This is a genomic window from Cellulosimicrobium sp. SL-1 (assembly GCF_011033075.1).
GTDB classification, from domain to species: Bacteria; Actinomycetota; Actinomycetes; order Actinomycetales; family Cellulomonadaceae; genus Cellulosimicrobium; species Cellulosimicrobium funkei.
Genome location: NZ_JAACJC010000002.1, coordinates 81,136 through 105,186 on the forward strand (window position 1 = coordinate 81,136; position 24,051 = coordinate 105,186).

Below are 24,051 nucleotides of genomic sequence, written 5' to 3' on the forward strand. Positions count from 1 at the left end.
CGCGCGGTCGTCCCGGCCGCCGGCCGCGGGCGCCGGGTGGGCGCCCGCGGGACGGCGGGACGGACGGGGGCTGGCGAGGGGGTCGTCAGCCGACGGACGGGTTGAGCTCGGCCGTCTCCAGGGCGGCGTCGCCGCTGCCCCAGGCCCCGAGGATCTCCTCGAGCTGGCCGCTGTCCATGAGCGACTGCAGGGCTGCCTGGATCGCGGCGGCGAGCTCCGTGTCGTCCTTCGCGACGACGACGCCCTGCGGCGCGCTGTCGAACACGTCGCCGAGCTGCTCGAGCTGGCCGCCCGTCTGCTCGACGGCGTAGCCGATCACCGGCGAGTCGGCGTAGAGGACCTGCGCCTTGCCGCCCGCGACGTTCGTCGTGGCGTCGGACTGCGAGTCGTACTGGAGGATGTCGATCTTCTCCTCGCCGGCGTCGGTGCACGCCTGGCTCTGCACGGCGATGTCCTCGTCCTGGACCGTGCCCGTCTGCACGGCGACGGTCACGCCGCACAGGCTCTCGGGGTCGATGTCGTCCGGGTTGCCCGACGCGACCGCGTAGGCGGAGCCCGCGTTGAGGAAGGCGATCATGTTCGCCTCCTGCATGCGCTCCTCCGTGATGGTGAACGAGGAGATCCCGGCGTCGTACTTGGTGCCGAGCGCGGGGATGATCGCCGGGAAGTCGGCCGACTGGACCTCGACGTCGAGCCCGAGCGTCGCGCCGACGGCCTTGATGACGTCGATGTCGAACCCGATGGGCGTCTTGCCGTCCGCGTCGATGAACTCGGCGGGCGCGTACTCGGTGTTCGAGCCGACGACGAGCGTCCCCGCGGAGGCGACGTCCTCGGGCAGGAGCGCGGCGGCCGCGTCGTCGACCTCGATGGTCGACGGGTCGAACGACGGCGCCGCCGACGTCTCGTCACCGGAGCCCGACGTGCTGCCGTCCGTCCCGGTCTGGGACGCGTCGGTGCACGCGGCGAGCAGGAGGGTGCTCGTCGCGGCGAGCGCGACGAGACCGGTGAGGGGGAGCTTGCGCGGGGTCGTACGCATGGTGTCTCCGATCGGTGGGGGCCGGGCAGGGGCAGCGTAGACACCGATCGTCTCCGTCGTGTTACGTCAGCACCCGGCCCGTGAGGGCAGAGGAACGTACGGGGAACAGAGGACCCGGCGGTGCGCGGCACCTGCGCACGAGTGTGGGGCCGTTCGGCCCCGCTCACCAAACCGGCGGGGACATCGAGGCCTAACCGTGACGAACCGCACCCGCCCTCGGCGCGGACCGGCGCGGGCTACGTGTCGCGTGCGGCGGGCGCCTCGTCCTCGCGGTGGTCGTCCTCGTCCCCGGGCGGGTAGTCCGCCCGCTCGGGCTGGGCGCGCAGCCGCAGGATCGCGACGAGCAGCCCGCCCCACACGACGACGATGGCGAGCACGAGCAGGATCACGGCCGAGGTGGTCATCGGGTCTCCTCCCCGTCGGCACCGGTCGGGGCAGTCGTGCGGCCGGCCGTCCCACCGCCCGACGGCGCACGGCGCGGCCCCGCAGAGGCGTCACCCGGCGGGTACGGCGGCCAGGGGACGAAGTCGTCGGGGCTGCGGCGCCAGCGCATCGCGGTGAGCACCAGGGCGGCGAGCACCATGAACGCGATCGCGCCCCAGCCGACGAGCGCGAGGTACCAGGCGGGGTACCCCTCGTAGCCGTCGACGACGAGCGTGACGATCCTGGACACGAGCATGTAGCCGAGCACGAGCGGGGCCAGCACGGCGACGAGCACCTGCCACCAGGGGCCGAGGCGGAACGTCGAGACGGCGTTGAGGTGGTAGCGCAGCTCCGGCCCGCGCCGCAGCACCCACAGCACGAGGACCGACATGAGCACGGCGGACCCCACGATGCCGACGTTGTTGGCCCACTGGTCGGCGGTGTCGAGGGCGACGAGGCCGGTGGTGGTGGAGAACAGCAGGACGGAGATGACCGCGCTCACGACGCCGAGGCGCACGGACGCCTGTCGCGGGGTCCAGCCGAACTTCTCCTGGAACCCCGCGGACACGACCTGGAGGATGGACAGCAGCGACGTGAACCCCGCCATGGCGAGGGACCCGAAGAACAGCGCACCGAAGATCGGGCCGCCCGGCATCTGCGACACGATCGCGGGGAACGTGACGAACGAGAGGATGGGCCCGCTGATGCCCTCGAGCTCCCCCACGCCGACCCCCTGCTCGTGCGCGAGGAAGCCCAGCGTCGCGAAGACGCCGATGCCGGCGAGGATCTCGAACGAGGAGTTGGAGAACGCGACGACGAGCCCCGGCGTCGTGAGGTTGGACCGGCGCCGGCGGTAGGACGCGTACGTGACCATGATCCCGAACGCGATCGACAGCGAGAAGAAGATCTGGCTGTAGGCGGCGATCCACACGTTGGCGTCGCCGAGCGCCGACCAGTCCGGCGTGAACAGCGCGTTCAGCCCGTCCGCCGCGCCTTCGAGGAACAGCGAGCGCACCACGAGCACCGCGAACGCCACGACGAGCAGCGGCAGGAACACGGTGTTCGCGCGCTGCACGCCCTTCGCCACGCCGAGCGCGAGGACGACGATCGTCACGACCCAGACCGCGACGAGCGGCACGAGCACCGCCGGCACGAACTCGAGGCTCACGCCCGGGTCGGCGAGCCGGAGGTAGTCGCCCGTGAAGAACGCGGCCGGGTCGTCGCCCCAGCGCAGGTCGAACGAGAAGACGAAGAAGCTCACGGCCCACGCGATGACCGCGGTGTAGTAGAGCGCGATGACGAAGCAGATCATCACCTGGAACCAGCCCAGGCCCTCGAGCCACCGCGCGATCCGCCGGAACGCCGTCGGGGCGGACCCGCGGAAGCGGTGCCCGATCGCGTAGTCGAGGAACAGGATGGGGATGCCCGCGGTGAGCAGCGCGACGAGGTACGGCACGAGGAACGCCCCGCCCCCGTTCTCGTACGCCACGCCGGGGAACCGCCAGATGTTCCCCAGCCCGACCGCCGAGCCGATGGCCGCGATGATGAAGCCGACCTGCCCGGTCCACTCCTCGCGCGGCTGCTGCGTCGCGGGCTCCCCGCCCGCCGTGCCGGTCGCTGCCACAGTTCTCCTCGGTACCTCTGTCGTGCCGTGCCCGCGCGGGCGCCGCGCGGGTCGGCGCGGCGGCGAGCCTCTCGGTGCTCGGACGACCGTAACGACCGGTCGGGCACCGTGCGAGCCGACGGCGGTGCTCAGCCCGCGAGCAGACGCTCGACGTACCCGCCGAGGAAGCGGCTCTGCGGGTCGTAGCGCTGCGCGAGCGCGCCGAAGTCGTCGACGCGCGGGTAGAGCGCCGCGACGGTGCCCGGGTCGTGGACGAGCGCGTGCGATAGCTTGCCCCAGTGCGGGCGCGCGCCCAGCGGGAGCAGCGCGGCCTCGACGTCGGGCAGGACGCGCGCGACGTCGTCGGGCAGGGGCTTCCACGTGAGGTGCACGCCGACGGTCGGGCCGTCGAACGGGCTGAGCCACAGCGGCTCGGGGTCGGGTGCGACGGTGCGGATCTCCCCCACCTGGAGCAGCGGGGCGACGCGCGGGCCGAGGTCGCGCATCGCGGCGAACGTCTCCTGGGCCCGGGCGCGCGGCACGAGGTACTCCGACTGCAGCTCGGCGCCGTTGCTCGGCGTGAAGTCGAGCCGGAAGTGCGGCAGCCGCTCGTTCCACGGGCCGGGCGCGCCGAGCTGGGGCGTGCAGTGCACGGGGTCGATGCCGGGCAGGGGGTGCAGCATCGTCGTGGCGGGTGTCGCACCGAAGAGGTCCGCCCGCGCCGCGCCGGCCTCCCCCGGCGCGAGGCGGGACTTGCGCCAGACCTGCTGGACGCCGTCGGGCCCCCAGTCCGTGAAGAGGCTCACCGAGTACGCCGACGCGGTGATCTCGTCGTAGTGCGCCGTCACCGCGTCCCACGGCAGCCCGACGTGCACGTCCTGGCGCACGTCGAACGTCGGGACCGTCTCCAGCTCGACGCGCGTCACGACGCCCAGCGCCCCGAGCGCCACGACCGCGCCGGGGAGGTCCGCGTCGCCGCGCCGCAGCGTCCGGCGCTCGCCGTCGCCGGTGACGAGCTCCATCCCGACGACGGCGCTCGCCAGCGAGCCCACCACGTCGCCCGAGCCGTGGGTCGCCGTCGCGACCGACCCCGCGACCGAGATGTGCGGGAGCGACGCGAGGTTCGCGAGCGCCCGGCCCGCCGCCTGGACGTGCCGCGTCACGTCGCCGTACCGCAGGCCTGCCGCGACCGACACCACGCCCGAGGCCGGGTCGACCTCGACGGGCGCGCGGCCGTCGTCGTACCGGTCGAGGACGACGTGCGTGCCCGTCGTGTCCGCGACGTCCCCGAACGAGTGCCGCGACCCCAGGGCCTTGACGCGCGCCGACCGCCGCACGACGTCGGCCAGCTCCTCCGGGTTCGCGGGGTGCGCCACCCCGGAGGACCCGTAGGTGAGGTTCCCGGCCCAGTTAGCGAGACGCGGAGCGCCAAAGTCCGTCACGCCCTCCACCCTGCCACTCCCCCTCCCAGACCACCCATCCCCCGCCCCCGGTCTCACCACCCCGAGCACGGGGTCGGCGACCGTCTCGGGGCCGATCCGGTCGCGGATCCCGTGCTCGGCGGCTCGTCACGCGAGGAGCGTGCCCCAGTGGGTGCGGACCGCGTCCACCTGGGCGGCGAACGCCTCCTCCTCCGCGAGCGACGGCGCGCGGCGCCACTGCGGCTCGACGACGACGTCGCGCGTCCCGACGACCCAGCGCCACCGCCCGACGACGACGCCGTCGACCGCGACGGCATGGATGAAGGACCCGAGCCGGTCGCCGAGGTCGACGCCGTCGGCCACGACGACCCTGCGCGACTCGCCGAAGGACTGGAAGAGCTCGTCGTAGCTCTGCAGCAGGTCGACGACCGGCCGGGCGGGGTCGCCGTCGGGCGCGAGCGCACCGACGAACGGTGCGGGGTCGAGCACCCGGTCGCCGGGGTCCGCGAGCCGCCAGAGCGTCAGCCCGTCGAGCGCACCCGCCCCGGGCACCGCCACGACCTGGTCGTCGAGCAGGTCGAGCGCGCGCCGCACGTCCGTCAGCGTGAAACCCGACCACTGGGCGACGTCCTTGACCGTCGCGTACGCGCGGCTCGCGAGGTAGCGGCGCAGCAGCTCGACGAGCGCGGCGTCCCGGTCGAACCGCTCGCCGAGCGGCCCGTAGCCGGGCGGGACGCGGTCGTCGAACGGGGCGTACGTCTGCTGCCGGCCGTCGAGCGGCCCGCTGACCAGCAGCCGGTCGAGCTCGGCGCGCATGAGCACGTAGCCGAGCGCGATGCCCTCGAGCGGGCGGCCGTGCGCGGCGAGCAGTCCCGCGAGCTCGCGGCGCGTGCGGGGCCGCTCCTGCACGGCCTCGACGACGAGGTCGGTCTCCGCCCCGTGCCCGGCGGTCCCCACCTGCCGGTACAGCGTCCCGTTCGCCTGGTGGACGCGGGGCGCGCTGAGCTCGAGGAGCCAGCGCGCGTCGTCGGGCCGGACGAGGTGCCACGTGGGCCGCAGCACGTGCGTGCGCAGCACCTCCCCGCGGTCGCACGCGGCGACCGCGCCCGCCGCACCCGGCCGCGCGTCCGCGCGCAGCCGCCGCGTGAGGCCCCACAGGGCGGGGTGGAACTCCTGGCCCTGCACCGCGACGTGGTGCCCGACGGCGGTCGGCACGTCAGGCAGGTCGGGCGAGCGGAGCCGCTGCGCGGCGAGGCGCGCCGCGAGGACGCGGCGCCCGTCGACCGCCCCGGTGCTCACGACCCCGCCCCGGTCACGACGGCCACGCCGCCCGGGTCACGAGGCCACCAGGTCCGCGGCGACGACGTCGGTCCCCGTCACCGCGACGCGCACGCCGCCCTCGACGGCGGACACGGAGTCGAGCGCGACGCCGTCGGGCAGGTCGAGCGGGACGCGCAGGTCGGACAGCGCGCCCGAGAGCCCGGACGGCAGGTCGTCGACAGAGACCGTGCCGAGGCCGGTGCGGACGGCGACGACGTCGACGGCGAGCTCGGCCGGTCCGGACACGCGCGGCGTCACGTCGACGGTGATCGTGGTGCCCAGCAGCTCGAAGCCCAGGGACAGCACGCCGCCGGTCGCGGTGACGTCGACGTCGAGACCGCTCTGCTCGGCGACGACCTGCTGCAGCGACTCCGCCGCGATGACGCCCGACGCCGTGCCGGACGCGATCCGGTACGGCTCCGACGTGCTCACGCCGTCGGCCTCGACCTGGAGGTCGGAGATCGCGTAGCCGCCGAACGACGCGGAGTCCGCGGAGCCCGTGACGTGCGTCAGCGAGCCGCGCACGAGCTGCGTGAGGAACGGGAAGCCGGTGATGTCGATCTGGGCGCCGGACACGTCGTCGGCCTGCTGCTCGAACGCCGTGACCGCGCCGCGCTCGGTGGCGCGCACCGCCACCCGGTCGGCCACGACGGCGACCGCCACGAGCACCACGAGCGTCACGAGCAGGCCCACCAGTCGCTTCATGCGCCCACCCTAGGTCCGCCGACCACGACCTTGCCGTCGTTCTGACGCTCGTGGCGCCGACGAGGTCGTGCTCGACGCGGGGTGTCGTCGTTCTCGGCCCGGACGTAGATTCCGAGCATGACCTCTCCTCGGCACCCCTTCCGCATCGGCGTTCAGCTCCAGCCGCAGCACGCCGACTACGCCCAGATCCGCGACGCCGTGCTGCGCGCGGAGGACCTGGGCGTCGACGTCATCTTCAACTGGGACCACTTCTTCCCGCTCACGGGCGACCCCGACGGCAAGCACTTCGAGTGCTGGACCATGCTCGGGGCGTGGGCCGAGCAGACCGAGCGCGTCCAGATCGGCGCCCTCGTCACGTGCAACAGCTACCGCAACCCGGACCTCCTCGCCGACATGGCGCGGACGGTCGACCACATCAGCGGCGGTCGTCTGATCCTCGGGATCGGGGCGGGCTGGTTCGAGAAGGACTACGACCGGTTCGGGTACGAGTTCGGCACCGCGGGCGGCCGCATCGCCGACCTCGCCGCGGCGCTCCCGCGCATCAAGGCCCGCTGGGCGGCGTCGAACCCGACGCCGACGCGCGACATCCCGGTGCTCGTCGGCGGAGGTGGGGAGCGCAAGACGCTGCGCGTCGTCGCGGAGCACGCGGACGTCTGGCACTCGTTCGGCGACGCGGAGACGCTCGCGCGCAAGAGCGCGATCCTCGACGAGCACGGCGCGGCCGTGGGCCGCGACACCGCCGCGCTCGTCGAGCGCTCGGTCGCCGTGTCCCGGCCGCCGGCGGAGTCCGCGGACGCGCTCGTCGCCGCGGGCGCGACCCTGTTCACCGTCGGCACGAGCGGGCCCGACTACGACCTGTCCCTCGTGCGCGAGTGGGTCACCTGGCGCGACGCCCAGGGCTGACCCCGGCGCTGCTGGCGCCGCCCACGGTGCCGAGCACGAGGTTGCTGTCGCTCTGAGGCCCAGGACGACAGCAACCCCGTGCTCGGCGGGACGGTCTGGTCAGAACAGCGCCCGCGCCAGGTTCGACAGGGCCGCGTGGACCTCCGAGCGCAGGCCGTCGTCGGCCGCGACCACCGCCACGCCGACACCGACCACGACGAGCAGGAGCCCTGCGCGCCACCACCACGCCGATCGGTGCACCGTCCGCCCTCCCGTCCTGTCGCTCTCGTCCCGTCGCTCTCGTCCCCGCCGTCAGTACGACAGTGTGCGCCAGGGCGACGACTCGGTGTCGAGCAGCCGCCGGACCGCGCGCTTGAAGTCGGGCAGGTCCTGGTCGACCGGGGTGCGGTTGCCCGCGGACCAGAACGCCCGCCCCGCGAGAAACCCGTCGCCGAACTGCTCCCACGACGCGTAGGCGGGGCGCGACATCGCGACGGCCTCCTCGATCGCGGCCCACGCCCGCTCCGGGGTGACGAACCCGGCGTCGACCGCGAGCCGGCTCACGTGCACGACCCGCGCGGCGTCCCACGCCGCGATCGACGGCGGCAGCGGGTCGGCCAGCTCGCCGTGCCCGCCCATCTGGGCCGACGCGCTCCACCCCTGGTAGAACGCGACGGCGCGCTCGGGGTCGAGGCCCCGCGCCGTCGCCTCCTGCCTCGCCTGGGCGACGTGCTGGTCCGCCGCGCCCTTCGCGTCGCGACGGCTCAGGCGGCCCGAGTAGAGCTCCTCGACCTTCGGCATCGCGATCGCGTAGTAGCCCCGGTGACCCTGGGTGAGCAGGAACTCATAGGTGCGCTCGACGTCGTCGGCGCCCCGCACGTCCCACCCCGCCGCGAGCGGCTTCGCGGCCGTGCGCGCGTCGGCCTCCACGGTGAGCGCATTGATCGGCAGCACGCCCTCGACGGCGTAGACCGCACCGAGCGCGAGCCCGCGCTGCTGCGCCGGCGTGAGCGCGGGGGCGTCCTCCTTCGCGTAGAGGTCCGCCGTCGTCGAGAACATCTCCTTGAGCTTGTCGAACAGCCCCACCGGTCGCTCCTTCGTCCCGCCGCGCCCCGCGCGGACCCGTCGTGCCGCGGTCGTCGCGGCCTGCGGAGAGCCTGACGACGCCGCGCGCCCGCGGCACGCATCCCGAACGATCCCGAACGGGCCGGGCGTGCGCGTCACCCGGACCAGGGTCACCGCCGACCCGCCCGCACCCCGCCGCCACGTCACCGGGCGAGCACGCCGCGCAGCGGCGGGCGGCCGTCGCTAGCCTGACGCCGTGCCCCCCGACCCGCCGCCGTCCCCCGTGGGCGCGGGGTCGGTGGACGAGCTCGCCGCCCGGCTGCGGGCGCTGCGGGCGTGGGCAGGAGAGCCCTCGTACACCGAGATCGCGCGCCGCGTCGGCGCGCTCCGCACGGCTCGGGGCGTCCCCGCCGCGGAGGCGCGCCCCGGCCGCGTCACCGTCTACGACGTCTTCCGGGCGGGCCGCTCGCGGCTCGACGTCGATCTGCTCGCCGACGTCGCGCACGTCCTCGGCGACCGGCAGCCTGCGGCGTGGCGCGCCGCGTACCGGACGGCGACCGTCCCCGCGGCCGTTCCGGAGCTCGCTCTCCCGCCGACCGTCCGGCTGAGACCGTTCGCGCCCGACGGGCCGCTCGTCGGTCGGGCCGACGACGTCGCGCGGCTCGCGGCGGCGCTCACCGGCCCGCCTCCTGCACCCTCGCAGGAACAGCCGCGCGTCGTGACGGTCACGGGCCTGCCCGGGTCGGGAACGACGAGCGTCGCGCTCGCCGCGGCCCGCGAGGTCCCGGCGGACGTCGTCGCGCTCGTCGACCTGCACGGGGAGGCGGACGGCCCGCGCCCGGCCGCCGTCGTGCTCGACGCGCTGCTCCAGGCGCTCGGCGCACCCCCGCCCGACGCGCGGGCGCGCGACCTCCCCGCCCTCGCCGCCGCGCTCGCGACCGCGCTCGACGGGCGGCGCGCGACGATCGTCCTCGACGGCGTGACCGACGGCGCCCAGGCCGCCGACGCCGTCGCGCACCTGCCCGGCACCGCGCGCGTGGTCGTCGCGGCGCACCAGGTCGTCGGGCTCCCCGGCGAGACCGCCACGACCCTCGCACCGCTCGGCGAGGACGACGCCCGTGCGCTGCTCGCGGCGCGCGTCGGCCAGGACCGCACCGCCGCGGAGCCGGAGGCCGCCGCGCGGCTGGTGCGCGTGTCCGGAGGGCTCCCCGCGGCGCTGGCGCAGATCGCCGACGACGTCCGCGCGCGGCCCGGCTGGTCGCTCGCCGACCACGTCCGCCGGGTCGAGGACCTCCCCGGACCGGCCCTCCACCCCGCGCTCGCCGCCGTGCACCGCCGTCTGCCCGCCGACCACGCCCGCGCCCTGCGCCTGCTCGCCCTCGTCCCGGTGCCGCTCGACTCGATCGAGGTCCCCGTGCTCCTCGGCGTCTCGACGAGCGAGAGCCGCGACGCGCTCGCCGCCCTGAGCCGCGCGCACCTCGTCGCGGCCGGGCCTCGCGGCGAGGTCGTCGTGCCCGACGCCGTGCGCGCCCTCGCCGCCGACCTCGCCCGCACGGACGACCCGTTCTCGGCGCGGGCCGCCGCCGTCGGGCGGCTCGCCGCGCGGCTGCTCGACGACGCCCGGCCCGCCGTGCGTGCGACGTCGCCCCACCACGACGCGGCCGCGCCGGGCGTCGGGGCGGGCGTCGGAGCGCGTGGCGCAGCGGGCGAGGCGCCTCCCGGTCGTACGGCCGACGCCGCGGTCGCGTGGCTCGACGCGCACCGCGACCTGCTCGTCGCGACGTCGGCGCTCGCCGCGGAGCACGAGCTGGCCGACGCCGTGACCGACCTCTCCGCGCTCCTCGCCCCGTACCTGGACTCGGCGGGGCACGGGGACGACGCGGTCGCGGTGCACACGGCCGCCGTCGAGCACGGGCGGCCGTCGGGCCGGTCCCAGGCGGGGCGCGACCTCGGCCGGGCGCTCGAACGGCTCGGCCGGTACGACGAGGCGCTCGCGCAGCTCGTCCGCTCGCTCGAGCGCGGCGACGACCCCCGGCCCGGCCAGACGCTCAACCGCGTCGGCAACGTGTACAAGCGCCTCGGCCGGTTCGACGAGGCCGAGGCCGCGTACCGCGACGCCGCCGCCGGGGCGCGGACCGCGGGCGACCCGGTGAGCGAGGGCCGCGCCGTCGGGAACCTCGCGGACGTGCACCGCATCCTGGGCCGGCACGACGACGCGCGTGCCGGCTACGACCGCGCGCTGGCGCTGTCGCGCCGGGTCGGGGACGCCCTCAACGTCGCCATCGTGTCGAGCAACGCCGCGATCCTCTCGGAGGCGGAGGGCGGGCTCGACCGCGCGCTCGCGCTCCACCGGGACGCGCGCGCGAGCGCGACGTCGCTCCGGGACGCCGGCCTCGGGACGCGCAGCCGGGTGCACGTGGGGCGGCTCCTCGCCCGCACGGGCGAGGCCGCCGCGGGCGTCGCGGAGCTGCGGGCCGCCGTCGCGGCGGCCGTCGACCTCGGCGACCCCGACGCCGAGGCCGAGGCCCGCAGCGCGCTCGGCACCGCGCTGCTCGCCGCGGGCGAGGTCACGGCCGCGGTCGCCGCGGGCGAGGAGGCGCTCGCGCTGGCCCGGCGGGTCCGGGCCCGGCTCGTCGAGGCCGAGGCGCTCAACGCGCTCGGGGAGGCGGTCCGCGCGGCCGGTGACGCCGAGCGCGCCGCACACCTGCACGACGCCGCGCTCACCCTCGCCGACGAGCTCGACGACCGGCTGGAGCACGCGCGGGCCCTGCGCGGGCTGGCCGCCGCCCGGGCCGACGTCGGCCGCGCCTGACCCTCCGCACGTCTCAGCATCCGATCACGTACGCCGTGCGGGAACACGCGGCGCACCACCGGTGGTTGCCGCTGTCATGGCCTCCACCCCACCCGCGACCCCGGCGCCGACCGCGCCCGTCGCCGCCCGCCCGGGCACCGCACCCTCCCCGAGCCCCGCGGCCCGCACCGGGCGCATCAGCGCCGGTCTCGTCCTGCTGCTCTCCGCGCTCACCGCCGTCGGGCCGCTGACGATCGACCTCTACCTCTCCGCGTTCCCGCGCATCGTGGACGAGCTCGGTACGACCGAGTCCCGCGTCCAGCTCACCCTCACCGCGACCCTCGCGGGCCTCGCCCTCGGCCAGCTCCTCATCGGGTCGGTCTCGGACGCGGTCGGCCGCCGCGCTCCCCTGCTGGTGTCCCTCGCGGTGTACGTGGCGGCGTCCGTCGGGATCGTCTTCGCCGGCTCGGTCGCCGCGCTCACGGGCCTGCGGTTCGTCCAGGGCCTCTCCGCGGCCGCCGGGATGGTGCTGTCCATGGCGATCGTGCGCGACTCGTTCGAGGGCTACCAGATCGGCAAGGTCATCGCGCGGCTCATGCTCGTCGTGGGCGTCGCGCCCATCCTCGCGCCGACCATCGGCGCGCAGTTCCTGCGCCTCGGGTCGTGGCGCGGCATGTTCGTCGCGCTCGCCGTCGTGGGGGCCGTGCTCTTCGTGCTCGTGCTCCTGCGGCTGCGCGAGACGCTGCCCGTCGAACGCCGCCGCAGCGGCGGGACGGTCGCGGCCCTGCGCTCGTACGGCTCGCTCCTCGGGGACTGGTCGTTCATCGGCCTCGCGCTCATCGCCGGCTTCTACATGGCCGCGATGTTCACCTACATCTCCGCGTCGACGTTCGTGTTCCAGGACTTCTACGGGATGTCTGCCCAGCAGTACGCGATCGTCTTCGGCGTGGGCGCGGTATCCGTGACCGCGGGCAGCCAGATCAACGGCGCGCTCGTCGGGCGCGTCACGCCCGAGCGCATCCTCCAAGCCGCGGTCGCGGCCGGGTTCGTGCTGTCGGGCGGGCTCCTCGTCGCCGCGCTCGCGGGTGGCGGGCTCGCGTGGCTCGTCCCGCTCATCGTGCTCACGCTCGGCACCGCGGGCTTCGTCATGCCGTCCGTGCCGGCCATCGCGCTCGAGCGCAACGCGCACCGCGCCGGCAGCGCCGCGGCCCTCATCGGCGCGTTCCAGTTCGGCGTCGGGGCGGTCGTCGCGCCGGTGACCGGCCTGCTCGGCGGGTCACCGCCGGTGACCATGGCCGCGGTGATGTTCGGCGTCGTCGTGGTCGCGGGCGCCGTGCTGCTCGGCCTGCGGCACACGTTCGGCGCACCGCTCCCGGCCGACGCCGCGGACTCCCTCGGCGCGCCCGACCCCGCCGTCGGCGTCCCCGCCACGGCCACGGTCCTCCCGGACGCGGCCGTCGAGGCCACCCTCCCGTCCGCCGACGCGCCCTACGACGCTGCGGCGCTCGCCGGCGCGACGGCGCCGACGAACCGGCAGGCCTGACGGCCGACCACGGCCCTGCCGCCCGCTGAACACGGGATCGGCGACCGGATCTCGCCGATTGTGGTCGCCGACCCCGTGCTCGGCGGATGGGGCGCGGGCGGGTGGGGGTCCGGGCACGATGGGCGGGTGACGCCCGACGACCCCGACTACCCGCTCGCGGCCCGGACGGCGCCGACGCTCGCGGCGCTGGACGCCCACCTCGTCGAGTGCCGGGCGTGCCCGCGACTCGTGGCCTGGCGCGAGCACGTCGCCGACGTCAAGCGGGCGTCGTTCCGCGACGACGACTACTGGGCCCGCCCCGTCCCCGGTTTCGGTGACGAGCGGGCGGGGATCGTCGTCGTCGGGCTCGCGCCCGCCGCGCACGGGGCCAACCGCACGGGCCGCATGTTCACGGGCGACCGCAGCGGCGACTTCCTCTTCGCCGCCATGCACCGCACGGGCCTGGCCAACCAGGCGACGTCGGTCTCCGCCGACGACGGCCTCCGCCTCACCGGGATCCGCGTCACCGCGCCGGTGCGGTGCGCGCCCCCGGACAACAAGCCGACTCCGGAGGAACGCCGCCGCTGCGGCCCGTACCTCGCGCGCGAGGTCGAGCTGCTGGGCGCGACGGTGCGGGTCGCCGTCGTCCTCGGCGGCTTCGGGTGGCAGGCGCTGCTCTCGACGCTCGCCGAGCAGGGCTGGGCCGTGCCGCGTCCGCGGCCCCGGTTCGCGCACGGTGCGGAGGTGACGCTGCGCCGGGCCACCCCTCGCCCCGCCCCGGGAGCGTCGCTCCCCGGCGTCGTGCCCGACGGCGGCCCCCCGCCCCCGGAGCAGACCCTCACCCTGCTGGGGTGCTTCCACGTGAGCCAGCAGAACACGTTCACCGGCCGGCTCACCCCGCAGATGCTCGACGACGTGCTGCTCCGGGCGCGCGAGCTCGCGGGCCTCGGCGCACCGGTCTGACATGCGCGCGCTCCCGACCGCGCACGGTGGTGAGCCGGCGGACGTTTCCGGGCTGCGGCCGCCCGACCCACGGTGAACGGTGGCGAGCCGCCGGACCGTACCGGGGCGCGGTGGCCGCGCCCACGGCTCACGGCTCACGGCTCACGGCTCACGGCTCACGGCTCACGGTGGCGAGCCGCCGGACGCTACGGGGGCGCGATTCCCGACCGACGTTAGCGGGCGGCGGTGGCCGGGGACTGGCGGCGCGGTGCGTCGGCCCAGCGGCGGCGCTCCGCCACGCGCGGCGCGACGCGGCCGACGAGACGGAGCTGCTCCCGGCGCGCGATGACCTCCATGCGCCGCAGCTCGCGCTCGAGCGGGGACGATGCTGCTGACATTGCTGCTCTCCTTCGACGGCTCCCGGACGACGCCGCCGGTCGCGGCCGTTCCCGGGAGAGCACGCGACGACCGGCGGGACGTCGCTCGGCTCCTCGAAGAGGGACGGACACGGGGCCGGTTCGTGACATCCCGCCCCGTCCGGCCGAGCCGTGAGCGGCAATCCCACGTCCCGCGCCTGGCGTCCTGCGCTCCCGCCCCGAATCGTGAGCCCGAGCCCCGAGCCCCGAGCCCCGAGCCCCGAGCGACCCCCGGGGACGCGCGCGCCGGTTACGCCGTCGGGCGGGCGGACTCCTCATACTGCTCGACGAACTCCCCCGTCGGCGGGATGGGCGTGATGACGTCCACGAGCACCCCGTTCGGGTCGGCCGTGATGAAGTGCCGCTGCCCGAACGCCTCGTCGCGCAGCGAGCGCAGGATCGGCAGTCCCGCGGCGACGAGGCGCGCGTGCACAGCGTCGACGTCCTCGACCTCGAGGTTGAGCAGGAGCCCGCCCGCGCGACCCCGGCCGCTCGTCGGGATCGTCTCGTGGTCGCCGTCGAGCACGGCGAGGTTCACCGACGCGTCGTGCACGGACTGGAGGTGGACGTACCAGTCGCTCGTGAAGAGCGGCCGGAAGTCCAGGTGGTCGCGGTAGAACGCGACGGTCCCTGCGACGTCCCCGGTCATGAGCACGGGGTACCAGCTCGTGATGCGCACAGTCTTCTCCTCGTCGTCGGCGACCGGACGGTCGCAAAAACAAACAGGCTGTATGTATCGAGAATGGCCTACAGTCTGTCGGTATGCAAGAGCGCCGCCGGACCAACGCCGAACGCACCCGCGCGACCCGCGTGGCCCTCGTCGCAGCCGCGCGCGACCTCTTCGTCCGCGCCGGGTACTCCGCGACGTCGACGCCCCAGATCGCCGCCGCCGCGAACGTCACGCGCGGCGCGCTGTACCACCACTACGCCGACAAGCAGGACCTGTTCCGCGCCGTCGCCGAGGCCGAGGCCGAGGCGGTCGCCCGGGAGATCGAGGAGCGCACCGCCGGGGATCCCGGCACGGCAGCCGCGGAACGACCGGACGCCCCAGACAACCCAGACGGCCCGGACGCCCCGGACGCCCCGGACGCCCCGGACGCCCCGGACGCCCGCGCGATGCTCGTGGAGGGTGCGCGCGCCTACCTCGACGCGATGGGTGAACCCGGCCGCACGCGGCTGCTCCTCGTCGATGCACCCGCCGTGCTCGGCCCCGCAGAGGCCGACGCGCTCGACGCCCGCCACGCGCGCCGAACGCTCCGCGAGGGGCTCGGCGCGGCGCTCGGTATCCGGTCGAGCGGGGTCAGCACGAGCCGCGGCGCGGGCGACGACGACGTGCCCGGCCCAGGCGACGGGTCCGCCGTCCGCCCGGGCGAAGGGTCCGCCGTCCGCCCGGGCGAAGGGTCCGCCGTCCACCCGGGCGAGAGGTCCGCCGTCGACCAGGGAGAGCCCAGCGACGTCGCACGAGACCTCGCGGACGAGGAACGCCTCGACGCGCTGACGCTCCTGCTGTCCGCGGCGTTCGACCGTGCCGCCCTCGCGCTCGACGCGGGCGCGCCGCCGGGACCCGTGCGGGCGGCCGTGACCGAGCTCGTCGACCGCGTGTGCGCGCCGACACCGGGACCGCGTCCTCGGGCCTGACGGACGGCGCAGCCCCGGTCAGGCCCGCACGCTGAGCGTGCTGCCGCCGCCGGAGAGGCGGCGGACCTCGACGCGCTCCGCGACGGCCTGCTTGAGCGCCTCGACGTGGGAGACGACGCCCACGACGCGCCCGCCCGCGCGGAGCCGGCCGAGCGCCGCGAGGACGGCCTCCAGCGTCTCGGGGTCGAGGCTGCCGAAGCCCTCGTCGACGAACAGCGTCCCGAGCTCGATGCCGCCCGCCTCGGCCGTGACGACGTCCGCGAGCCCGAGGGCGAGGCACAGCGACACGTAGAACGTCTCCCCGCCGGACAGCGTGCGCGGGTCACGCTCGCGCTCGGTCACGTGGTCGAGCACCTTCATCGCGAGGCCGCGCTTGTGCGCCCGCACGTCCTCGCGCGTCGCGCTGCGCACGAGCTCGTACCGCCCCGACGACATCTCGGCGAGGCGCTCGTTCGCCGCAGCGACCACGTCCTCGAACCGCTGCACGAGCACGAACGTCGCGAGCGAGAGGTCGTGCGCGTTGTCGCCCGTGCCCGACGCGAGCGCCGCCATGCGCACGACCGGTCCCGCCGCGTCCCGCGCCGCGGTCCAGCCGTCGACCGCCGCCCCGACGGCTTCGGCCGCCGCCCGGGCCTCCTCGGCCCGCCGCGCGACGAGCTCGTGCTGCCGCGCCGCGGCTCCGGCCACGGCCTCTGCCTCGGCGACGGCGGCGCGCGCGGCCGGGACGTCGGCCCGCGCGTCCTCGGGCAGGTCGGCGAGCGCCGGGTCCGCGAGGCCGGTCGCCGTCGCGGTGCGCGCGGCGTCGTGCTCCGCGACGCGCTGAGCGAGCGCGTGTCGCTCGGCGTCGTCGAGCACCGCGGCGAGCGCCTCGGCCGCGTCCGCGAACCCCGACCGCGCGACGAGCGCGGCGACGTCGGCCGCACGCTCCTCGCACGCCCGCTGCGCGGCGGCGACGGCGCTGCCCGCGTCCGCGAGCGCGTCGATCGTGCGCACCCGTCCCTCCAGCGCGGCCGCGAGGACGGCGACGGGGTTGCGCGCGCCGCCCTCGTCGGCGAGCGGGTCGGGCAGGTCCACGAGCTCCACGAGCGGGCCCGCCGCGTCGAGCTCGGCGCGGATCTCCGCGCGGTCGCGCGCGAGGGCCGCCTCGGTCTCCTCGAGCCGCGCGGTCGTGCCCGCGACCGCTTCGGCGAGCCCGGCCGCCCGGGCCTCCAGCGCACGCGTCTCCGCGTCCAGCTCCTCGAGCTCGCGCTCGGCCTCGGCGCGCTCGCGCTCCGCGGTGCGTGCGGCGGCCACCAGCTCCTCCGCGTCCGCGACCCGCTGCCCGGCCTCCTGCGGGGTCAGGCCGTCGGCGTCCCGACGACGGGCCTCGCACCGCTCGGCGAGCACCTGCGCCCGGGCCGAGACGTCGTGCAGCAGGCGCTCGGCGTCCGCGCGCTGCCGCTCGGCGCGCTCGACGTCCTCGACCGCCGGGTGGTCCTCGGCGAGCGGCGCCGGGTGCGGGTGCTCGGCCCCGCCGCACACCGGGCACGGCTCGCCGACGGCGAGGCCCGCGGCCAGCTCCCCGGCCAGACCCGCGATGCGCGCGGCCCGCAGCCGGGCCTCGTGCTCCACCGCCTCGTGCGCCCGGACCGCGGCCCGTGCCCGCTCGGCGTGCGCCTCGGCCGCCTCGGTCGCGAGCGCCGCCGTCTGGCGCGCCGCCTCCTCGACCGCCCGGGCGCGATCCGCGCGCTCGCGGAGCACCCCGAGCGCGCCCGCGGCCTCCGCGAGGGACGCGACCCGCGTGCGCAGGGCGTCGCGGCGCGCCGGGCGTGCGTCGAGCTCGGCCAGCACGCGACCCCGCTCCTCCGTCGCCTGCGCCACCTCCTTGCGCCCGTCGGCGAGCTCGCGGTCGCGCCCGGGCAGCGACGCCCCCACCGGGACGAGCCTCGCCACCCGCACGGCCGCCGTCGCGACGTCGGCGCGCAGGGCCTCGAGCGTCGTCGGGTCGGCGTCGGCGAGGGCGGCGGGCGCCCCGGTGCGCGCGAGCGCGAGCCGGTCGTGCGCGGCGCGCAGGGTCTGCTCGGCGCGCGCGAGGCCCTGGGCGGCCGGGGCGACGACCGCGGCACGTGCCGCCGCGTCCGCCCGACGGCGACACTCGGCCACCGCCACCTCCTCCTCGTCGAGGCGCGCCGCGTCGGCCCGCAGCCGGGCTCGCCGCTCCAGCGCGTCGTGCCGAGCGCGCTCGTGCTCGAACCGCTCACGCGCCGCGGCGAGCGTCGCGTCGGCCCCCGCCGCGCGCTCGGCCAGCGACGTGGCCTCGGCGTCGAGGCGCGCGACGTGCGCGACGGCGAGCGCGTGCACGCCCGGCGTCGCCTCCGCAGCGGCCGGGGCGCCGCCATCGTCGGCCCGCCGCAGCCGGTCGTCGTCGTGCGCGGCCTCGCGCAGCCGCCGCGCGTCGTCGGGCTCGAGCCCGGCGGCCCCCGCGAACCGCTCCGCCGCGCCCACGACGCCCTGCCGCGCGGCGTCCGTGCGCGACCGCGCCGCGCGCGCGAGCTCCGCCAGGCGCGCGGCTGCGCGGTGGTAGAGCTCCGTGCCGAAGACCTTCTGGAGCAGCACGGCCCGGTCCTCGGGCTTCGCGCGCAGGAACGTCGCGAACTCGCCCTGCGGCAGCACGACCGTCTGCACGAGCTGGCGCCGGTCGAGGCCCACGAGCCGGCGGATCTCGTCGCCCGCCTCGTCGAGCCGTACGGACAGCAGCTCGCCCGCGGCGTCCTCCACCGCGTCCGGCGCGTCGGTGGGTGGCACCTCGGCGAGCCGCCAGAGCCGCACCGAGGCCTGCTGGGTCGTGGTGCCGGTGCCGCGCTTCTTGGGGCGTCGGTACTCGGGCGTGCGCCGGATGCGGAAGACCCCCGCCGGGACCTCCAGCACGAGGTCGACGTACGACTCGACGTCCGGTCCCGCGAACGCCGAGCGGAGACGGTCGTCGCTCGCGGCGTCGGAGGCGACCTTGCCGTAGAGCGCGAACACGATCGCGTCGATGATCGTGGACTTGCCGGCGCCCGTCGGCCCCTCGAGGAGGTAGATCCCGGACGCGCCGAGCGCCGCGAGGTCGACGTGGTGGCGGCCCGCGAACGGGCCGATCGCCTGGAAGGTCAGGGAGTGCAGGTGCATCAGGCGCTGCGCTCCTCGGCGAGCGCGAGCTCGAACGCCTCCCGCAGCACGACGACCTCCGCCTCGCTGGGGGCGTGGCCGGAGACGTGCTCGACGAAGTCGCGCGCGACGTCCAGCGGGTCGCGCCCCGGCCCGACGGCGGTCACGACCTCCCGCTGGGCGACGCGCGGGGGGCGGTGCGTCACCTGGAGCGCGTGCGGGAACCGGGACCGGACGCGGGCGTACAGCTCGGCGGGCCGGACCGGGTCCGTCACGACGACGCGCAGCCAGTCGTCGACGTGCGGCTCGCCCGCCTCCCCGAGCAGCTCGTCGAGCGAGCCGGTCACCTCCGCGAGGCGGCGCGGCACGGGAGCGGGGACCAGATCGACCGCCGCGTCCGCGTCCGTGCGGACCCGGTCGACGTCGACGAGCGCGGTGGACTTGCGCTGGTGCAGCTCCGAGAAGGAGAACGCGAGGGGCGAGCCCGAGTAGCGGGCGACGGTCGCCACGCCGCCGTCGGCCTCTCCGCCGCCGACCTCCGGGACGGTGACGCGCTGCGGCCCGTGCAGGTGGCCGAGCGCCACGTAGTCCACCCCGCGGCCCGCGAACGCAGCGGCCGGGACGGCGTCCACGCCGCCCACGCGGATGTCGCGCTCGGAGTCCGACGCCAGACCACCCACGACGAACGCGTGCCCGACGACGACCGCCCGCACCCCCGGGTCCGCGGCGCGGCGCCGCGCGAGGTCGGCGCCCACCCGGCGCAGGGCCGCCCCCATGACGGCCTCGTGGGACCGCGCGAGCGGCCGCTGCCTCACCGAGTCGCCGCCCACCCCCTCGGCGTCGGGAGCGTCGGCGTCCGGCGCGTCCGCGAGGACGTGCCGGGCCGTGTCCGGGTCGAGGTACGGGACCGCGTAGACGAGCAGCGGCGAGGCGTCGCCGCTCGTCGCACCGGGGCGCGGGCCCAGGACGACGGGCGCACCGACGTCGGCCAGGCGTGCCCGCACGTGGACGCCCGGGCGCAGGAGGCGGTCGCCGAACCCGAGCCGGACGGCGGAGTCGTGGTTGCCCGGCGTGACGACGACGTGCGCGTGCTCGGCGAGCCGCGTCACCGCGTCCGAGAGGAGGGAGACGGCGTCGACCGGCGGGATCGCGCGGTCGTAGACGTCGCCCGCGACGACGACCGCGTCGACCGCCTCGGAGCGGGTCAGCTCGACGAGGTGGTCGAGGTGCGCGGCCTGGTGCTCCAGCAGGTCGACCCCGTGCAAGGTGCGCCCGAGGTGCCAGTCGGAGGTGTGCAGGATGCGCATGCCCGCACCGTACCGGCCGGTTCCCACAGCCCCGGGGACCCGGGGCGGCGGCGGGCGCGCGGGTGTCAGACGGCGCCGACGACCTCGATCGGGCCCGTCGAGGCGCCGCTGCGCTCGACGGGGATCCGCCCGCCCATGCCGATCATGTCGAGCAGCTCGACGATGCTCGGCGACGGGTCCCGGAGCACGACCTCACGGCCGTCCTCCTCGCCGAGCATGTAGAGCTGGATGATGAACGCGATGCCCGAGGAGTCGATGAAGGTGACGTCGGCGACGTCCACCACGACGCGCCCGCGGGTGTCGAGCACGTAGGACATCGCCTCGCTCGCGCGGTCGCGCAGCGCCGCGTCCACCTCTCCCCACATCGTCACGACCACGCCGCCGTCCGCCGGGGCGTAGACGATCCCGCTCGTCCGGTCGATCGCGCTGCCTGTGTCCACGGTTCCCGCTTCTCTCGAGTCGTCCTGCCTGCTGTCGGCCGCCCCTCCGGACAACGTCCGGCGGTGGTGGCCTGTTCCCTGCGCCTGCCTCACGGCTCCGTCCGGACGCCGGCCGTGACCGTCGGGCGGCGGGTCGGACCAGGCGACCGTGACCGGAGCACCCCAGAGTCTGCACCCGGCGCGGGGCGCACACCAGCCCGCGCGGCGGTCGACCGCGACCTTCCTCCGAACCCTCACAACCCGGACCGCGTCGGTGCCTCCGCGCGTCCCGGAGCCCCGGGAGCGCCACGAGGAGGCGCAGCCCGGGCGGCGTCGCGGTCTCGTTCCCTTACCCGCTACAGGGGCTCGGTGACGTCGGCGACCTGGGCCCCGAGGGCGGCCACGAGGGCCTGCCCGTCGACCGTCGCGGCCACGCCGTGCTCGCCCGCGCCGATGGAGACGAGGTGGTCGCCGTCACCCGGGGCTTCCGGGGTCGCCGGGTCGCCCGCGACGTCCACCTCGTCCTCGCCGCGCACGGCGACCACGCGCACGTCCGCCACGACGGGCCACGCGTGCGTGGCGCCGAACGGCGTGATGGTGCCGCGCTCGTACCCGGTGACGTCGCGCGCGACCTCCTTGTCCGGCATGGACAGGCGCGACACGCCGAGCAGCGCGCGCAGCTTGGGCCACGAGATCTGCCGGTCGCCCGGGACGAGCACGAACAGGTAGTCGTCCTCCGCGCGCCGCACGACGATCGTCTTGAGGACGCGCGCCGGGTGCACGCCGCGCGCGGCGGCCGCCTCCTCCAGCGACCCCACCCGGCCGTGCCGGGTGAGGGTGAAGTCGATGCCCGACGCCTCCAGCGCCGCCACGGCGCGCTCGCTGCTCATGAGAACCGACCCTAGCCCTCGCTCCCGACGCACGGGCTGCCGTAGCGGGGCCGCCGCCCGTCAGACGTCGTCGAACTCCGTCACGACGGTGCGCCAGTACTCGGCGCCGTCGCGCGTGCGGTGCACGAGGCCCGCGTCGACCATCGCGCGCCGCAGCGACACCGGGTCCGCGGCGCGCGCCGCGAGCCGCTTGGTCAACGTGAGCTCGGTGACGGGCTCCTCCAGCGGGAGCACCTGCGCCGCGAGGTACTGCACGACGAGCTCGCGGTCACGCAGCCGCTTCGGCATGCGCAGCAGGCGTCCGTCCGTGAGGAAGCGGTCGGGGCCCGTGGGGCGCGGCGTGGGCGCGGACGCGAGCAGGGCCGCGAACCGCTCGGGCGCCGCCCGCAGGAAGCCCGTCTCCTCGCGCACCACGACGCCCGCGGCGAGGAGCGGCGCGAGCCGACGGCGCTCGTCGGCCGACAGCACCGCCTCCGCGGGCCCCTCGGTCACGACGCGCGCGAGCACCTCGAGCCGTCCCGCGTCGGCGAGCGACGCGACCACCTGCTTCCACGCGTTGTCGGGCACCGGGGCGCCCGTCCGGTCGTCGTCCACCGCCCGACCCTACGCACGCCGCGCGGCACACGGCCACCGCGTTCCAGGACCCTGCACCCCGCGCTCCACCTCCCCGCGCCCGACCCGCGCTCCGCCCGGCGGCCGGGCGGACGGGCGCGGCGGGGCCGTCAGGCGAGGTGCACGGCGTCGCCCTGCCAGCGGCGCCGCAGCCACCGGTCGTGCGACGCCACGACCACGGCGCCCGGCCACTCCTCCACGGCCTCCATGAGCTCGCCCGCGAGCGTGAGCGACACGTGGTTCGTCGGCTCGTCCAGGAGCAGCACGTCGGGCGCCTGCGTGACGAGCATCGCGAGCACCACGCGCCGACGCTGCCCCACGGAGAGCTCCGCGAGCCGTCGCCCCAGGTCGCGCGGCGCGAGGAGGCCGTGCGCGTCCACGGCCGCGTCGCGCGCGTCCGTCGGGTCCACGCCCTGCGCGAGGGCGAGCAGCTCGCGCGGGGTGCGGTCGTCGTCGTGCAGGTGCACGTCCTGCTCGAGCAGCCCCACCCGGACCCCGCGCGCCCGGCCCACGGTGCCGGCGTCGGGCACGAGGTCGCCCGCGAGCACGTGCAGCAGCGTGGACTTCCCGGCACCGTTGGCCCCGGTGACGAGCAGCCGGCTCCCCCGCGCGACCTCGATCGACGGGACGCCCGACGCTGCCATGTCGAGCCGGTCCGGCCGCTCGCCCGGGGCCGCCCCGGGCCCTCCACGCCCGGGCCGGTGCACGACGACGCCGCGCGCCCACGCGACCACGTCGCCACCGCCCGGCGCGAGGCGGGTCCCCCCGCTCGGCGGTGCGAAGCGCAGGGGCGGGGGCGGCTTGCGCACCTGGTCGCGCTCGAGCGCGTCGAGCCGCTGCTGCGCGTTGCGCACGCGCCGCGCGATCTGGCCCTGCACGCGCTCGCCCTTGAAGTCGTAGAGGATCTTCGCCTGGTTGCCCCGCTCACGGTTCTTCGCGACGTCCCGGGCCGTCACCGCGACCCCGCGCCGCAGCTCCGCGAGCTCGGCCTGCTCCGCCTCGAAGCGCTGCTCCCAGCGCTCGCGCTCGACGCGCTTGGCCTCGAGGTAGTCGCCGTACGTGCCGCCGTAGAGGGTCCCCGCTCCCCCGCCGCGCGCCGCGTCCCCGCCGCCCGCGCCGCGGAGCGGCTCCGCGACCGGGTCGAGGTCGAGGATCTCGGTGCACACCTCGTCGAGGAACACGCGGTCGTGGCTCGCGAGCACCACGGCGCCCGGGAGCGCGCGCAGCGCCGCGGCGAGGAACTCCGCCGCGTCGTCGTCGAGGTGGTTCGTCGGCTCGTCGAGCAGCATCGCGCCGGGCTGGCGCACGAGCAGCGCGGCGAGGCCGAGCCGCGTGCGCTGGCCCCCGGACAGCGACCCGACCTCGCGGCCGGCGACCCCCTCCACGTCGAGCCCGAGACCCGCGAGCGTGCGCGCGGCCCGCGCGTCGGCGTCCCAGACGTCGGCGAGCTCGGCGCGCGCGAGGGCGCGCGCGTACGCCTCCTCGGCACCGGGGACGGGTTCGCCGCCCGGGTCGCCGGCGAGGGCGAGCGCCGCCTCCTCGAGCTCGCGCTCGATCCCGCGGACGCGCGCGAGCGCGTCGTCGACGACCGCGCGGACCGACGTCGTCGGCGGGTACAGGAACTCCTGGTGCAGGAACCCGAGGTCGGCGGGCCGGCTCACCGTGCCGTCGTCTGGGGCGAGCGTGCCCGCGAGCACCCGCAGGAGCGTGGACTTGCCGACACCGTTCTCGCCGACGAGACCCGTGCGATGGCCGGGGTCGACGGCGAGGTCGACGCCGCGCAGGACCGTGCGGCCCGCGAAGGACACGCGGACGTCGGACGCGCGCAGGACAGGGGTGGGACGTGCCATGGGTGATCACCTACCAGGTGCCCGGGTGGCGCGCGCACGCCGCGGAGGGCGGCGGGGGCCACGGCGACGGGCTCGACGGG

Annotated in this window: 21 protein-coding genes; 5 read left to right on the plus strand and 16 right to left on the minus strand. The window is 76.6% G+C overall.

From position 1 onward, the window contains the following. Positions 1 to 85: 85 nt before the first annotated feature. The 6 genes from GWJ10_RS02995 to GWJ10_RS03020 all read right to left on the minus strand — a co-directional run bounded on the left by GWJ10_RS02995 (position 86) and on the right by GWJ10_RS03020 (position 6,508). Positions 86 to 1,036, minus strand: a complete 951-nt coding sequence (locus GWJ10_RS02995) for an ABC transporter substrate-binding protein (protein ID WP_061267903.1) — start codon at positions 1,034 to 1,036, stop codon at positions 86 to 88. 236 nt (positions 1,037 to 1,272) lie between these two features. Continuing rightward, on the minus strand, positions 1,273 to 1,440 hold the full coding sequence (locus GWJ10_RS03000) for a methionine/alanine import family NSS transporter small subunit (protein WP_076404313.1): 168 nt from the start codon (positions 1,438 to 1,440) through the stop codon (positions 1,273 to 1,275). Next, complete coding sequence (locus GWJ10_RS03005; RefSeq protein WP_163185013.1) at positions 1,437 to 3,083, minus strand: sodium-dependent transporter; 1,647 nt, start codon at positions 3,081 to 3,083, stop codon at positions 1,437 to 1,439. Before GWJ10_RS03005 ends, GWJ10_RS03000 begins: the two co-directional genes overlap by 4 nt. Positions 3,084 to 3,211: 128 nt before the next feature. Beyond that, complete coding sequence (locus GWJ10_RS03010) at positions 3,212 to 4,504, minus strand: FAD-binding protein (protein WP_163185016.1); 1,293 nt, start codon at positions 4,502 to 4,504, stop codon at positions 3,212 to 3,214. 126 nt (positions 4,505 to 4,630) lie between these two features. Next, complete coding sequence (locus GWJ10_RS03015; RefSeq protein WP_163185019.1) at positions 4,631 to 5,782, minus strand: crosslink repair DNA glycosylase YcaQ family protein; 1,152 nt, start codon at positions 5,780 to 5,782, stop codon at positions 4,631 to 4,633. A 36-nt stretch (positions 5,783 to 5,818) separates the two neighbouring features. After that, on the minus strand, positions 5,819 to 6,508 hold the full coding sequence (locus GWJ10_RS03020; RefSeq protein ID WP_076404310.1) for a DUF2993 domain-containing protein: 690 nt from the start codon (positions 6,506 to 6,508) through the stop codon (positions 5,819 to 5,821). Positions 6,509 to 6,625: 117 nt separating this feature from the next. Here GWJ10_RS03020 and GWJ10_RS03025 point away from each other — a divergent pair, with 117 nt between their 5' ends. Further along, positions 6,626 to 7,411, plus strand: a complete 786-nt coding sequence (locus GWJ10_RS03025) for an LLM class F420-dependent oxidoreductase (protein ID WP_061267908.1) — start codon at positions 6,626 to 6,628, stop codon at positions 7,409 to 7,411. Between the two features lie 99 nt (positions 7,412 to 7,510). Here the strand turns inward: GWJ10_RS03025 and GWJ10_RS03030 are convergent, their stop codons facing one another. Together GWJ10_RS03030 and GWJ10_RS03035 are read right to left on the minus strand one after the other, a co-directional pair. Next, positions 7,511 to 7,651, minus strand: a complete 141-nt coding sequence (locus tag GWJ10_RS03030) for a hypothetical protein (RefSeq protein WP_157446567.1) — start codon at positions 7,649 to 7,651, stop codon at positions 7,511 to 7,513. A 51-nt stretch (positions 7,652 to 7,702) separates the two neighbouring features. After that, positions 7,703 to 8,476, minus strand: a complete 774-nt coding sequence (locus tag GWJ10_RS03035; RefSeq protein WP_076404308.1) for a DUF1266 domain-containing protein — start codon at positions 8,474 to 8,476, stop codon at positions 7,703 to 7,705. A gap of 235 nt (positions 8,477 to 8,711) precedes the next feature. Between GWJ10_RS03035 and GWJ10_RS19560 the strand changes: the two genes are divergently transcribed. From GWJ10_RS19560 to GWJ10_RS03055, 3 genes are all read left to right on the plus strand, one after another. Beyond that, entirely contained in the window at positions 8,712 to 11,267 is a 2,556-nt protein-coding gene (locus GWJ10_RS19560; RefSeq protein ID WP_206158318.1) for a tetratricopeptide repeat protein, read from the plus strand. Positions 11,268 to 11,343: 76 nt separating this feature from the next. Continuing rightward, positions 11,344 to 12,789: a multidrug effflux MFS transporter gene (locus GWJ10_RS03050; RefSeq protein WP_163185022.1), complete on the plus strand. Its 1,446-nt coding sequence runs from the start codon at positions 11,344 to 11,346 to the stop codon at positions 12,787 to 12,789. Positions 12,790 to 12,915: 126 nt separating this feature from the next. Further along, entirely contained in the window at positions 12,916 to 13,731 is an 816-nt protein-coding gene (locus GWJ10_RS03055) for a uracil-DNA glycosylase (protein WP_076404306.1), read from the plus strand. A 212-nt stretch (positions 13,732 to 13,943) separates the two neighbouring features. Here GWJ10_RS03055 and GWJ10_RS03060 read toward each other — a convergent pair whose 3' ends face one another. Then, positions 13,944 to 14,108: a hypothetical protein gene (locus GWJ10_RS03060; protein ID WP_157446563.1), complete on the minus strand. Its 165-nt coding sequence runs from the start codon at positions 14,106 to 14,108 to the stop codon at positions 13,944 to 13,946. 268 nt (positions 14,109 to 14,376) lie between these two features. Continuing rightward, positions 14,377 to 14,805, minus strand: coding sequence for a VOC family protein (locus GWJ10_RS03065; RefSeq protein WP_061267918.1), 429 nt, complete (start codon positions 14,803 to 14,805; stop codon positions 14,377 to 14,379). Positions 14,806 to 14,888: 83 nt separating this feature from the next. On the opposite strand from GWJ10_RS03065, the gene GWJ10_RS03070 reads away from it, so the two are divergent. Beyond that, positions 14,889 to 15,764: a helix-turn-helix domain-containing protein gene (locus GWJ10_RS03070; RefSeq protein WP_163185025.1), complete on the plus strand. Its 876-nt coding sequence runs from the start codon at positions 14,889 to 14,891 to the stop codon at positions 15,762 to 15,764. Between the two features lie 18 nt (positions 15,765 to 15,782). Here the strand turns inward: GWJ10_RS03070 and GWJ10_RS03075 are convergent, their stop codons facing one another. The 6 genes from GWJ10_RS03075 to GWJ10_RS03100 form a co-directional block, all read right to left on the minus strand. Further along, the gene (locus tag GWJ10_RS03075; protein WP_163185028.1) at positions 15,783 to 18,914 is read right to left on the minus strand and encodes an AAA family ATPase; all 3,132 of its coding nucleotides are present in this window, start codon (positions 18,912 to 18,914) and stop codon (positions 15,783 to 15,785) included. Continuing rightward, positions 18,914 to 20,200: an exonuclease SbcCD subunit D gene (locus GWJ10_RS03080; protein WP_163185031.1), complete on the minus strand. Its 1,287-nt coding sequence runs from the start codon at positions 20,198 to 20,200 to the stop codon at positions 18,914 to 18,916. The genes GWJ10_RS03075 and GWJ10_RS03080 overlap by 1 nt, the downstream gene beginning before the upstream one ends. A 65-nt stretch (positions 20,201 to 20,265) precedes the next feature. Next, on the minus strand, positions 20,266 to 20,640 hold the full coding sequence (locus tag GWJ10_RS03085; protein WP_021483854.1) for an STAS domain-containing protein: 375 nt from the start codon (positions 20,638 to 20,640) through the stop codon (positions 20,266 to 20,268). A 335-nt stretch (positions 20,641 to 20,975) separates the two neighbouring features. Beyond that, complete coding sequence (locus GWJ10_RS03090; RefSeq protein WP_061267922.1) at positions 20,976 to 21,509, minus strand: YbaK/EbsC family protein; 534 nt, start codon at positions 21,507 to 21,509, stop codon at positions 20,976 to 20,978. 60 nt (positions 21,510 to 21,569) lie between these two features. Then, positions 21,570 to 22,103, minus strand: a complete 534-nt coding sequence (locus GWJ10_RS19705; RefSeq protein ID WP_076404301.1) for a DUF2087 domain-containing protein — start codon at positions 22,101 to 22,103, stop codon at positions 21,570 to 21,572. A gap of 128 nt (positions 22,104 to 22,231) precedes the next feature. Then, positions 22,232 to 23,971, minus strand: a complete 1,740-nt coding sequence (locus GWJ10_RS03100; protein ID WP_163185034.1) for an ABC-F family ATP-binding cassette domain-containing protein — start codon at positions 23,969 to 23,971, stop codon at positions 22,232 to 22,234. Between the last annotated feature and the right edge of the window lie 80 nt (positions 23,972 to 24,051).

Bases quoted from the DNA above. Each gene is read 5' to 3' on its own strand.
- GWJ10_RS03050 (WP_163185022.1), top strand. From the start codon at position 11,344: ATGGCCTCCACCCCACCCGCGACCCCGGCGCCGACCGCGCCCGTCGCC.
- GWJ10_RS03020 (WP_076404310.1), bottom strand. From the start codon at position 6,508: ATGAAGCGACTGGTGGGCCTGCTCGTGACGCTCGTGGTGCTCGTGGCG.
- GWJ10_RS03080 (WP_163185031.1), bottom strand. From the start codon at position 20,200: ATGCGCATCCTGCACACCTCCGACTGGCACCTCGGGCGCACCTTGCAC.
- GWJ10_RS03070 (WP_163185025.1), top strand. From the start codon at position 14,889: ATGCAAGAGCGCCGCCGGACCAACGCCGAACGCACCCGCGCGACCCGC.
- GWJ10_RS03100 (WP_163185034.1), bottom strand. From the start codon at position 23,971: ATGGCACGTCCCACCCCTGTCCTGCGCGCGTCCGACGTCCGCGTGTCC.
- GWJ10_RS03090 (WP_061267922.1), bottom strand. From the start codon at position 21,509: ATGAGCAGCGAGCGCGCCGTGGCGGCGCTGGAGGCGTCGGGCATCGAC.
- GWJ10_RS03060 (WP_157446563.1), bottom strand. From the start codon at position 14,108: ATGTCAGCAGCATCGTCCCCGCTCGAGCGCGAGCTGCGGCGCATGGAG.
- GWJ10_RS03000 (WP_076404313.1), bottom strand. From the start codon at position 1,440: ATGACCACCTCGGCCGTGATCCTGCTCGTGCTCGCCATCGTCGTCGTG.
- GWJ10_RS02995 (WP_061267903.1), bottom strand. From the start codon at position 1,036: ATGCGTACGACCCCGCGCAAGCTCCCCCTCACCGGTCTCGTCGCGCTC.
- GWJ10_RS03075 (WP_163185028.1), bottom strand. From the start codon at position 18,914: ATGCACCTGCACTCCCTGACCTTCCAGGCGATCGGCCCGTTCGCGGGC.
- GWJ10_RS03025 (WP_061267908.1), top strand. From the start codon at position 6,626: ATGACCTCTCCTCGGCACCCCTTCCGCATCGGCGTTCAGCTCCAGCCG.